The following is a 12,462-nucleotide window of genomic DNA, read 5'->3' on the forward strand; positions in this document are numbered from 1 at the left end:
CCTCTCAGACAATCCCGACGTACGTTAGCAGTACATCGATAAGCTTGATCCCTATAAACGGGGCGATCACTCCGCCGACGCCATACAGCAGCAGATTGCGGCGTAGCAGCGCCGCGGCCCCTACAGGCCGGTAGCGCACGCCGCGCAGAGCCAGCGGAATCAGAGCAATGATGATCAGCGCGTTGAAAATAACCGCGGACAGAATTGCGGACTCCGGAGTGCGGAGCCGCATGATATTCAGAATTCCGAGCTGCGGGAATGCGGCGGCGAACATCGCGGGAATAATGGCGAAGTACTTGGCCACATCATTCGCAACCGAAAACGTGGTCAGCGCGCCGCGAGTAATCAGGAGTTGCTTGCCGATTTCGACGATTTCGATGAGCTTCGTCGGGTTGGAGTCGAGGTCAACCATGTTGCCGGCTTCTTTCGCGGCTTGCGTGCCGGTATTCATGGCCACTCCAACGTCGGCCTGCGCAAGCGCCGGAGCGTCGTTGGTGCCGTCGCCGGTCATGGCAACAAGTTTCCCCTTCGCTTGCTCTTTGCGAATGAGAGCCATCTTGTCTTCCGGCTTGGCTTCGGCGAGAAAATCGTCCACGCCAGCTTCGCGGGCGATAGCCGCCGCGGTTAGCGGATTGTCCCCTGTGATCATCATCGTCCGAATGCCCATGGCGCGGAGATGATCGAATCGTTCGCGCATCCCGCCTTTGACAACATCCGTCAGAGCGATGGCCCCCAGTACGCGGCGATTCTGTGAGACCAGCAGCGGAGTCCCGCCGGCATTGGAGATTTCCTTGACGATCTCCAGGATCTCGGCAGGCACCTCATGGCCCTTCTCCGCCACGTATTTCGCAATGGATTCCGGAGCTCCTTTGCGAATTTCGTGGATGTCCATGTCTACGCCGGACATGCGCGTCTGCGCCGAAAATGGAATGAACGTGGGATTGTGCGCCGCCAACTCACGGCCGCGAAGCCCATATTGTTCCTTGACGAGGACGACAATGGAACGGCCCTCGGGCGTTTCATCCGCTAAGGACGCAAGTTGCGCGGCGCTGGCGAGTTCCACCTCTGCGACATTCGGGCAAGGGTACAGAGCAGTCGCCTGACGGTTTCCCAGCGTAATCGTGCCGGTTTTATCGAGCAGAAGTACGTCCACGTCTCCCGACGCCTCCACGGCGCGTCCGGACATCGCGATGACATTTCTCTGAATCAGCCGGTCCATGCCCGCGATGCCAATCGCGGACAGCAGCCCGCCGATCGTCGTCGGAATCAGGCAGACAAGAAGAGAAACAAGGACAAAGATGCTCTGAGGCGCGCCGGCATAGATTGCAAACGGCTGCAGGGTCACGACGGCGAGCAAGAAGATGATGGTCAACCCTGCTAGAAGGATATTGAGCGCGATCTCGTTGGGTGTTTTCTGCCGGGAAGCGCCCTCGACAAGGTGGATCATGCGGTCGAGGAACGTCTCACCGGGATTCGAAGTGATGCGAACCTTGATCTCATCCGAGATCACGCGTGTACCCCCAGTAACCGCCGAGCGGTCTCCGCCGGACTCGCGGATCACCGGCGCAGACTCCCCGGTAATCGCGGATTCGTCTACCGAGGCCACGCCCTCAATCACCTCCCCGTCTCCCGGAATGAATTCTCCGGCGCTCACCAGAACCTCATCTCCGGCGCGCAACACCGAACTCACTACGACCTCTATGGAACCATCCGGCCGCAAACGACGCGCTTCAGTCTCTGCTCGGGCTTTGCGCAGAGTCTCCGCCTGTGCCTTGCCGCGCCCCTCCGCCATAGCCTCGGCAAAATTCGCAAACAGCACCGTAAACCACAGCCACAAGCTGATCTGCAGGCCGAAACCGATCTGTCCCGCATGATGGAGGGCATTCCACGCGAGTTGGACCGTGGTCAGTGCGGCACCGACCTCAACCACAAACATAACGGGGTTCTTGACAATCGTCCGGGGGTTCAACTTGCCAAAGGAGTCCACCACTGCCCGAGAAAGAATCTTCCTGTCAGTGAACGACTTTTTCCTGATTTTAGCGGCTGGATCCATAGACACCTCAGAAAGATTTCCCTGCGAGCATCAGCAGGTGTTCGAGAATAGGTCCCAGACTAAGAGCTGGGAAGAAAGTGAGCGCACCCACGATCAAGATCGTGGCAACGAGCAAACTTGCGAACAGGCCGCCTGTTACGGGGAATGTCCCGGCCGACTCAGGAAGAATCTTCTTCTTGGCTAGGCTTCCGGCAATCGCCAGCACTGGAATGATCATGAAGAACCGCCCGAGCAATTGGGCGGCGGCCGTGGACGTGTTGTACCACATGGTATTGGCGCCCAGACCTGCGAACGCCGAGCCATTGTTGCCGGCGGACGAGACGTACGCGTAGAGCACCTGCGAAAGCCCGTGCGGTCCCGGGTTCGAGATACTCGAAGTGCCAAAAGGCTTAGCCACGGCAACTGCCGAAAAGCTCAGGATCGTAAACGTCAGGACAAGAATCGCCAGCATGGCCATCTTCACGTCGTAGGATTCGATCTTCTTCCCCAAGTACTCTGGAGTTCGACCCACCATCAGTCCCGCGATGAAGACCGCAAGGATCACAAACACCACGATTCCGTAAAGCCCGGCGCCGACCCCGCCGAACACAACCTCTCCCAGCATAATGTTGATCAAAGGGACCATGCCGCCAAGCGGCGTGAACGAATCATGCATGCTGTTCACGGCGCCGCAGCTCGCATCGGTCGTCACGGTCGCGAACAGCGCGGAGTTCGCGATACCGAAACGCACCTCTTTCCCTTCCATGTTTCCGCCAGTTTGCAGCGCGCTCGCTCGCTGATCCGTGCCGGCTAGGAGTGGATTCCCTCTGGCCTCCGCCCAGTACGCTGTCGTCACACCCGCAAGAAACAGGAACGCCATCGCGGCCCACACGGCCCAGCCGTGCCGCTGAGACCCCGTCATGCGGCCCAGGGTGTACGTGAGACCCGAGGGAATCGCGAAAATCAGCACGATCTGGAAGAAGTTCGAGAGTGGCGTTGGATTTTCGAAAGGATGCGCGCTGTTGGCGTTGAAAAATCCGCCGCCATTCGTGCCGAATTCCTTGATTACTTCCTGTGATGCCACGGGGCCCTGGGCAATTACCTGCTGCGTCACCGTTTGTGTTGTGGTCTTGCCGTCCGGGCCGGTCACCTGCACGGTCTGCGGTTCGATCAACTGCACTGTGGCGTAGGGCTTCAGATTCTGTACGACACCCTGAGACACGAACACCAGCGAGCCCACTATGCAAATGGGCAGCAGAACCCACAGCAGACACCGCGTGGTGTCAACCCAAAAGTTTCCGAGCTTGTCCGTTTCCTTGCGGGCGATTCCGCGAATGACCACGATGGCCAGCACGATACCCACAGCCGCGGAGGCGAAGTTGTGGTACGCCAGCCCCGCCATCTGCGTGAGATAGCTCATCGTGGATTCGCCGCTGTAAGCCTGCCAGTTCGTATTGGTCGTGAACGAAGCCGCCGTGCCAAACGCCAGGCCGGGCTCCACATTGGGGAATTTCTGCGGGTTGAGCGGCAGCCACTTCTGCGTGCGCTCGATGAGATAGAGGAGCGCCATGGAGACGCCGCTGAACAGGAGCATGGCGATGGCGTACTCCGTCCAGCGCATCTCATGCTTCTCGTCCACGCCGGTCAGGCGGTATACGATTCTTTCGACCGGCCGCAGGACCGGATCTAGGAACGTCTTCTCCCGGCTGAATACTCGCGTCATGAAGATGCCGAGTGGCTTGGTGAGCAGAAAAATCACCAGGAGATAAAACGCAATTTGCAACCAGCCATTTGCCGTCATGATCAGAACTCCTCCGCCTTCAGGAGGGCGTAGAGCAAATACCCAAAGAGAAGGGCGCAAATGATCAGCAACACCGCATTACCTGCATTCATTGGCTCGCTCCTACCTCAGCCGTTCGCACCCGCGAACGTAGAGAATGGCTACTCCGACAAACAGCGCCGTCGCGACGATGAAAATGACGTCTAGCATGATTGTTTCTCTCCTCCTGACGATGTGCACTTCACGGCTAACGACGCTGTCGAGAGCCTTTCGGAATCATAGTGACCAAGCGCACTGACTGCGCCCCCTGGAGTTTCGAGTTAGAACCCTGTCGATGAGCTCTATTCGTTCGCTTTGACTCGCGGAAAAACTGAACCAACGCGTACAACATGAACGCAAGACCAAAGCCCGCGAAACTTATGAAGACCCACATCGCCCTCAGATCCTTTTCTTTCGCTGGGCCGCCCTTGTTCACGGTTCACCTGGCGGGTATCCGCCCATGGCTCCAAGCTTCACCTGCGACACGTAAAGAAGTCCTGATGAAGTCGTAAGGATTTCATAAAGTTTCTTTTGCCCTTGGCTGTGCCTGTCTGCCAACGTTCGGTCTCGACACAATTCATTGAATCGAAACCAAGCGTGACTCCGCGAAGGCCGGGTGAAGACGGTACAGCCTATTGAGCGATGGTTTCTAAATGATTTCGGCAGGTGAAGACTTAGGATGAGGTGTCCGCAGCGTGTCTGAAACGATGCTTCCTGGCTGGGAACGGGCTAATCCCACCCCTACAAGACATTATCTGCCCGGTCCCTGCCCGCGCCCTCTGCCGTCACAGGCTACCTCAGTCCGATTTGGATTCACTTGAAGAAATTTTTGCCAGCGAGCGACACATTTTCCTTCCTCACCGCTGATTAGGTAGATAGAGGAGTTGTTCTCCCCTCATTCTCCTGCTGGTGAGGTGAACCCCTAAGCTGGCACAAATTGGCACAGACAGTTCATTGAAAATAAGGAAGTAAGTGGTCGGGGCGTCCGGATTTGAACCGGGGACCTCCTGCGCCCAAGCCAAGCGTGCTATCTCTGGGAAGTCCTTCCTTTTCAGTCTTACTTCGGAAAGCAAAGGATTTAGCTAAAGAATTTGGTAGTGGCACGATGTGCGAGGATGTGCCTCCGCATGCATGGAGTCCCCACACTTTTCCCCACAGCGAATGGGAAGTGAAAAACCATCCGAACGATTCTAGATTCCAAGTGAAATCAATCCTGCTGTTCTGAATCGAAGGGTAGCAATAATATACTGCGATTATATAACGAAAGCGTACTGTGGTAATAACAAAGCAAGCGATTTAATTTTTCAAGACCGCCGGTTTCAACCGCTCACCCACTCCTCCGTTTTTAATTCTTGCGTATTCTGCGATTTAGCGGCCAATTTGCTACAGTGCGGATTCGAACTGCTGCATTTTGATGCAATGTACGGGCAGCTTCTTCTTCGATTGCCCAGCAATATTTAGCAAAACCTCGGGAGATTTCCGCGCTCACCCTTCCAAGTATTTTACGCGGAGTTCGCGCTTTGACAGCTTGCCGGCCGAGTTGCGCGGCAGCTTGTCAACGAAGTCCACGCTCTTAGGCGCTTTGACGCTCCCCAGCCGCTGCTTGCACAACGCGATGATTTCTTCGGCGGTCACCGCCGAACCGGCATTCAGCTCCACCACGGCTTTTACCGCTTCGCCCCACTTATCGTCAGGCACGCCGATGACAGCGCAGTCGCGAACCGCCGGATGGCTGTTGACTACTCCCTCGACCTCGGCGCTAAACACGTTGTAGCCTCCCGTAATGATCATGTCTTTTTTTCGGTCGGTAATATGCAGGTAGCCTTCGCGGTCGAAAAATCCCACGTCGCCGGTGTGCAACCAGCCGTCTATGATGGTCTCCGCCGTCTTCTGCGGGTCCTTGTAGTAGCCCTTCATCAGGATGTCGCCGGCCACGCAGATCTCGCCCACCTCGCAATCCGGCAAAGGCCTGTTCTTGCTGTCCAAAATCGCGCATCGCACTAGAGGGTAGGGGCGCCCGCAGGAAGAAAGGCGCGAGTCGGGGGCGATCTCTCCGTTAATGAAGTGTTCTTCGGGAGCAAGGTAGCTGATCGTGCCCGGGGCTTCGGTTTGGCCGTAGCCCTGCATCATCACCGGCCCAAAAGTCTTGATGGCCCTCCGCAGCTTTTCCGTTGACATAGGCGCTGCGGCATAAATGAAATAGCGCAGGGATGAATAATTTCGCTGGTTGATACCGGGCAGATCCAGTAGTCCGTAGATTACGGTGGGCGGCAGGTAGAGCTCGGTGATGCGATATTTTTCGATTGCGTCCAGGAGCGGTCCCGGTTCCAAGCGCGGAAGGATGACTACAACACCGGCCCGCACCGAGGTCACCAGCGTCATGATTCCGCTGGCGTGCGTAAGTGGCGCCGCCGCCAAATTGACCGGTCGTTGGCCAACCGGGTATGGCATTGCGGCCAGCCAACTGGCTACCAAGGTCTGAATGGCGCGATGCGTGTTCATCACCCCCTTGGGTTTGCCCGTTGTGCCACCCGTTGGTTGCAAACAACAGACGTCCTCCATGGCGTATTCGACAACCGGCGGCAAATCCGGTTTGTCGGCAATCCAGCGATCCAGTGACAACCCCCCTTCCCATTCGCCGTCGATGCAGATGTACTGGCGCACCTTCGGCAGCTTCGGGCGGAGGCTCGCCACCACTTCGCTGAACCGTCGCTGAAAGAACAGCACCTCGCAGTCAAAGGCATCGAGGATATAGCCGTTCTCCTCGGCAGAGTTGCGGGGGTTGATTGGGACCCACGTTAAGCCGGCACGCCAGATGGACAGGGTGCACAGCCAGCCCACTGCATCGTTGCTAGCCCATACCGCGGCATGTGTTCCCTTTCTGCAGCCCAATGCGAGGAGCCCGTTGGCAACGCGATAGCTGAACCGCTGCGCCTCCCGGTATGTGAAGCGGCGCTCCCCGAAGATCAGATAATCACTGTCTGGAGCGATTCGGCAGCCACGATCAAAATAGTCAATGATTGCCATCGTTCGCTCCGCTCCCCAGGTATGCGCGGGGAGAACTACTCTCCGGCAAGGAGGAGAGCTTGCCCCCAGTTCTAGACAGTCCAGATTTCGGTCGGCGCCCGTTTGAAGTTGGAGCCCACAATTCCTTCTTGCTTCTCAACTTCATCCCGCACTCCGCTACTGATAGTTAAGGCGAAGACCCGGCCTAGGCCAGTCGAACGCAGCTAGCCGTCCCGTGGCCAGCAGTGTGACATAGGCCGTTTTCAGATTCTTGCCGCCGAAGCAGAGGTTGGTGGGAGCCATATCCGGCATGGGAATTTTCTGGTACGCGCCATTGCGCGGATGAAAAACGGTTAGGATGCCGGCCCCAGGAGTTGCGACTACGACATAGCCCGCCGAATCCAGCGCCAAGCTATCAAAAAAAGCCATCCCGTCCGGGCCGCCTACGAAATACCCGCCGTGCTCGGGGAAAGGACTGGGGGAACGCTTGATTTCACCAGGGCCGGCAATTTCGAACTTGTAAAGATGGTGCGTGAACGACTCTGCTACATAAAGCCAATTTCCATCCGGCGAGAGTCCGATACCGTTGGGGCCCATGAACGGTCCCATCACTTCGCGAATCAAGCTGCCATCCGCCTTGGCGTAAAAGACGCTGCCACGGTCAACGTTGCGCGGGCGCATGCGGCCAAAATCCGTGAACCAGAATCCACCCTGGGCATCGAAGACCAGATCGTTGGGACCGGTCAGGCCCAGCTCACCGGCGGCTTCGTATAGCATCTCGACCTTGCCGGTATCGAGATCGAAACGCTGAATGTATCCCCGTGCCTCGGGGTCATTCGGCTCATCCTCTTGAACGGGTAAGAGCAAGTCGCCGATCTGGCGCCATCGCGAAGAACCACGATTGCAAACGTAACATTTGCCGTCTGGACCGAGGGCTAAGCCATCCGGCGTACCTCCGGTCACCGCCGCCACAACTTTGCTGCCGTCGGGCATGACACGGGTCACGCGCCCTTCGGCCATCTCGCAGACTAATACACTGCCATCGGCAAGCGCCACCGGCCCTTCTAAGCCGCGCAAGCCATCTGCAAGCACGCGATAATTCTTGATCTCTTTTCCTTTGTGCTTCATATCGACCTCTTACTCCCAAGTAAATGGTTGCGCCGGTGAAATGCTTGCCGCAAGCCTCACAGCCTGCTTTGGCGGACGCAGTGTACGTCCGGGTCTCTTATTTCCCCAGGATATTTACGCAAGCTGCGGCTTCTTCGACGCCGTAGAATCCGCCGCCGTTTGCAGCGATTGCCAGACGCGCACCAGGAACCTGCCGGGTGCCGGATTCTCCACGCAGCTGGCAAGTCAGTTCGCAGATTTGGGCGATGCCCGTGGCACCCACCGGATGTCCCTTGGATTCCAGTCCTCCGGAAACATTGATGGGAATCCGCCCGCCCAAGCGGGTAGCGCCGCTTTCGGCAAGCGCCCCTCCCTCACCAACTCCGCAGAAACCCAAACATTCGCTCTGCAGGATTTCGCCGAAAGCGGTGGCATCGTGCACCTCGGCTACGGACATATCTTCCGGACTCAAACCGGCCTGCTCGTATGCCTGCACGGCGGCGCGCCGAGCAATGTGCTGGTCGAACTGGCCCCATTCCCGTTCAACCCCACTGGCCAAGACACTGGCCAGAACTTTGATTGGCCGGCTCTTGGGGAACCGGCACAGCGCCTCTCGGCTGCACAGTAAGATCGCAGCTGCGCCGTCGCTTATGGGCGAGCACATGGGCAAGGTGAGCGGCCAAGCGACAGTCTTGGCTGCCAAGACCTCTTCAACTGTCATGGGGTGGCGGTATTGTGAGTGTGGATTGAAGACGGAGTGTTCGTGGTTTTTCGATGCCACTATCGCCAGTTGGCGTTCCGTCAGCCCAAAGGTTTTCATGTGATACTTGGCAATAGCGGCATAGACGTCGAGAAACACGCTCTTCAGCTCCTGGTCTTTAATTCCAGGCGGCGGCGAAACTCCATCTCCCAAAGCGAGCAACCGGGCGACTATCTTGTTGGACTCGTGAACATCCCAGCCACCGGAAAATACGGAGAACGTTTTTTGCTTATCAGCGCTGTACATCTTCTCGCAGCCCACCGCGAGCGCCACATCGGCAATTCCGGCTTGGACATAAACGCAGGCCAAATGGAAGGCGGTGCTCCCGCTGGCACAGGCGTTCTCCACATTGGCAATGGGGACGCCGTGAATTCCCATAGCGCGTAACGCAATCTGCCCTCGCACAACACTCTGGCCTTCCAGAATGCCCTGGGTGGCGTTTGCAAAGAATGCCACGCCGATCGGCTCGCTCCCCGAACCGGCGTCGGCGAGAGCCTCCGTCACAGCTTGCCTCGTGAGGTCCTTCACCGTAAGGTTCTCAAGTTTACCAAACGGCGTCATGCCAATACCGGCCACATACACCCGGTTTATCGGTAAAGTCCTGTTACCCAATCCATTGCTCCTTGCCATCCCTACTCGCGCACATGTTCATGAATGAAAGCTGTAATTTCTTGGATCGTGGTACCCGGCCCGAAGATGGCCTTGAAACCCGCCGCTTGCAACAACGGGATATCTTCGGCTGGAATCACTCCCCCGCCGATAAGCAGTACGTCGGTCATTCCCGCTTCTTTCAACAGTTCTGCGACACGGGGAAAGTGGTATTCGTGCGCGCCAGAAAGACAACTGAGTGCGACGACATCCGCGTCCTCTTCGATGGCAGCCTGCACAATCAGTTCTGCGGGCGTTCGAATGCCGAGATAAATGACCTCCATGCCGGCATCCCGAAGTCCCAACGTGAGTACGTGCGCTCCACGATCGTGGCCATCCAGTCCCGGTTTCGCCAGCACCGCTTTGATTGGTCTTTGTCGCGTCATAAATTTGCCCCGGCGCAGGGCCATCAGCGATACTCGCCGTAAACCTCACGCAGGGCGTTGCAGACTTCCCCCATAGTTGCGTACGCGCCTACCGCTTGGAGCACAGGTTCCATGACGTTTGTGCCCATCCGGGCTGCCCGTCGCACCTGCTCAAGTCCCTTCTCCACTGCGGCACAGTTCCGTTTGGCGCGCAAACAACGAACCTTTTCCACCTGCCGAGCCTCTTCTCTCCGGTCCACCCGAGTAACCTCGATAGGTATGGTCTCGTTCATCTGGAACTTGTTGACGCCGACGACTGTGCGGTCGCCGGAACCCACCAGGGTGGATTGCCGGTATGCTTCTTTTGCAATATGTCCAATCTGATAGCCCTGCTCGATGGCAGCGACCGCACCACCCATTGCTTCTATTTCGTCGAATAATTTCATTGCGCGCTGTTCCAGTTCGACGGTCAGCGATTCCAGGTAATACGACCCGCCCAGAGGATCCGCGGTTCCCAGCAGACCACACTCGTTATGAACGATCTGCATGGTCCGCAGTGCCAGGGTGGCACTCTCCTCGGTTGGAATGGACAATGCCTCGTCCATAGTCGCAATGTAGGTGGCTTTAGCGCCGGATAGTACTTGAACAAGCGCCTGGATAGTGCCGCGCACAAGATTGTTCCGCGGTTGCTGGGCGGTGAACAAGCTGGCTTGGGAACCACAGGTAAGCGTCATGGCTAGAACGCGAGGGTTGGTTGCGTCAAACCGCTCTTTCAGCATTCGAGCCCACATGCGCCGAAATGCTCGATGCTTGGCAACCTCTTCGAATAGGTCGAGTCCCGCCACGAATAAACTTCGGGGAAGTGGAAGCTCGTCAACGCTTAGTCCTCGGTTCACGAATTCCTGTACGTAGGCTGCGGCGTTCGACAGGGTGAAAGCGATCTCATGGACGGCGCTGCCGCCGGCTTCGCGAATGTGATATCCGCAATAAAGGATGGGCACCATGAACTTCAGGTGGCGCTTGGCTACGAACTCCATACAATCGACGCTGAGCTTGAGACCTGCCTTCGGCGGAAATATCTGGGTGCCGCGTGCAAAATATTCTTTCAGCACATCATTTTGAACCAGGACCTTTATCTGCTCGAGAGAAACGCCTTGCTTCTCACCCGCCGCAATAATCATGGCAAGCATAACCACACTATTGGCGTTCGCCTGGGCGCCTACGAAGACCTTGTCCAGCGGAATGCCTTCAAAGATGACTTCCACATCGGCCAGGGAGTTGATGGGGCAGCCAATCTTGCTGACTTCCCCTTTGGCCAAAGGGTGATCGCTGTCATAGCCGATTTGCGTGGGCAGATCGGGAGCAATGATCAGTTCCTTGGCCCCCTGCGCCAGAAGGTGCTTGTAGCGGGCATTGGTCTGCTCCGCCGTGGGGCAGCCGGAATAGGCGTAAATGCGGGGCGGAGCGCCGCGATACATAGTGGCGTTGTCACCCCGAGCAAATGGGAACTGACCAGGGAAACCCAGGTCCCGCGTGTAATGCAAGTTATCCGTATCTGAGGGCGTGTACACGCGCTGCACCGGAATTCCAGAATATGTCTCGAACCGATTCGTCCATTCTCCGGTGACGGATAGTTCCGGTTCGAGACACTCCTTCTGCCAGGTTTGTTGAGCGCAGCGAATGGCCGCATCGTCACTGTCGTGCGGCTCTTTCATCTCATCCCGCTTGGGCATATTTGGAACCAGCCGCCAAGGCGGCGCGGACCCCTTCGATGACGTTCTGGGGACTTGGAGCAAGTAACTTCATCAAATCCACCGAGCGTGCAAATGGAACATGCGGCATCCCAAGCCGGATGATTGGCGCCTTCAGCTCGTGAAATAACTCCTCGGAAACAAAAGCCGCGATTTCGCTGCCCGTACTCCCTTGTTTCCAGGTCTCCTGGGCAATCACGAGCGTCCCTGTCTTTTTTACCGACTCTCGAATTGCTTCGCGATCGAAGGGGACCACCGTTCGCAAGTCCACCACCTCTACATCAATGCCTTCTTTGCTCAGTTCTTCGGCGGCGCTCAGTGCGTGATTAACCATGTTGCCGAAACCTACAACAGTAACATCTTTCCCCGGGCGCTTGACCTCGGCTACGCCGATGGGGATGAGGTACTCTTCATCCGGGATTTCACTGCGCTTGCCGGTACAAATGGCCAAATGATCGAGGTACACCACCGGGTTATCGTCACGAATGGCGGATTTCATCAATCCCTTGGCGTCATAGGCATTGGAGGGAGCGACGACTTTGACCCCGGGAATGTGTTGCAGCCAGGCGTGGTAATCTCCCGGATGGCCGCGAGTCACCCCAACGCCATAGCGGGCCCGCACCACCATCGGCACCGTGAGCGTGCCTGCCGAAAAGTAATAAGCGCTGCCCGCGTCCACCGCCAAGTGCCCCATGATCAGCGCGAGGAACTCTGAAAAGAGGATGTCGCAGATGGGGCGCATGCCGGTCATGGCCGCCCCTATACAGGAGCCTATGATGACGAGTTCGGACATGGTGACGTCCACCATGCGCTCCGGAAATTCCTTCTCCATGCCGGTGTAGGCTTGGTAGGCTTGGATCCCCTGGTGACCCACAATTTCTTCTCCGAGCACGAAAACGCGCTCGTCGCGGCGCATCTCCTCACTCATTGCCTCAATCAGCGCTTCATTGGAAGTAAGCCGTTTTGCCATGATG

9 protein-coding genes are annotated in these 12,462 nt (G+C 57.3%); all 9 read right to left on the minus strand.

The window, feature by feature from the left end; all coding sequences use genetic code 11:
• Window positions 1-4: 4 nt before the first annotated feature.
• The 9 genes from kdpB to LAN61_14045 all read right to left on the minus strand — a co-directional run bounded on the left by kdpB (window position 5) and on the right by LAN61_14045 (window position 12,458).
• On the minus strand, window positions 5-2,053 hold the full coding sequence (gene kdpB, locus LAN61_14005) for a potassium-transporting ATPase subunit KdpB (GenBank protein MBZ5541627.1): 2,049 nt from the start codon (window positions 2,051-2,053) through the stop codon (window positions 5-7).
• 7 nt (window positions 2,054-2,060) lie between these two features.
• Window positions 2,061-3,833, minus strand: coding sequence for a potassium-transporting ATPase subunit KdpA (kdpA, locus tag LAN61_14010; protein ID MBZ5541628.1), 1,773 nt, complete (start codon window positions 3,831-3,833; stop codon window positions 2,061-2,063).
• A 2-nt stretch (window positions 3,834-3,835) separates the two neighbouring features.
• Window positions 3,836-3,925 carry a K(+)-transporting ATPase subunit F gene (kdpF, locus tag LAN61_14015; protein ID MBZ5541629.1) on the minus strand — a complete coding sequence of 30 codons (90 nt, stop codon included), beginning with the start codon at window positions 3,923-3,925 and terminating at the stop codon, window positions 3,836-3,838.
• Window positions 3,926-5,336: 1,411 nt separating this feature from the next.
• Window positions 5,337-6,878 carry an AMP-binding protein gene (locus tag LAN61_14020; protein MBZ5541630.1) on the minus strand — a complete coding sequence of 514 codons (1,542 nt, stop codon included), beginning with the start codon at window positions 6,876-6,878 and terminating at the stop codon, window positions 5,337-5,339.
• 156 nt (window positions 6,879-7,034) lie between these two features.
• Window positions 7,035-7,985: an SMP-30/gluconolactonase/LRE family protein gene (locus tag LAN61_14025; GenBank protein ID MBZ5541631.1), complete on the minus strand. Its 951-nt coding sequence runs from the start codon at window positions 7,983-7,985 to the stop codon at window positions 7,035-7,037.
• Between the two features lie 97 nt (window positions 7,986-8,082).
• A complete protein-coding gene (locus tag LAN61_14030) occupies window positions 8,083-9,315 on the minus strand; it encodes a thiolase family protein (GenBank protein MBZ5541632.1) in 1,233 nt (410 codons plus the stop codon).
• Window positions 9,316-9,356: 41 nt separating this feature from the next.
• Window positions 9,357-9,758 carry a cobalamin B12-binding domain-containing protein gene (locus tag LAN61_14035; protein ID MBZ5541633.1) on the minus strand — a complete coding sequence of 134 codons (402 nt, stop codon included), beginning with the start codon at window positions 9,756-9,758 and terminating at the stop codon, window positions 9,357-9,359.
• Window positions 9,759-9,781: 23 nt separating this feature from the next.
• Window positions 9,782-11,452 (minus strand): methylmalonyl-CoA mutase, encoded by a 1,671-nt coding sequence (locus LAN61_14040; GenBank protein MBZ5541634.1) that lies wholly within the window; start codon window positions 11,450-11,452, stop codon window positions 9,782-9,784.
• Between the two features lies 1 nt (window position 11,453).
• Window positions 11,454-12,458: an alpha-ketoacid dehydrogenase subunit beta gene (locus LAN61_14045; protein MBZ5541635.1), complete on the minus strand. Its 1,005-nt coding sequence runs from the start codon at window positions 12,456-12,458 to the stop codon at window positions 11,454-11,456.
• Between the last annotated feature and the right edge of the window lie 4 nt (window positions 12,459-12,462).

It is taken from the genome of Terriglobia bacterium (assembly GCA_020072785.1).
Lineage (GTDB): Bacteria > Acidobacteriota > Terriglobia > Acidiferrales > UBA7541 > Acidiferrum.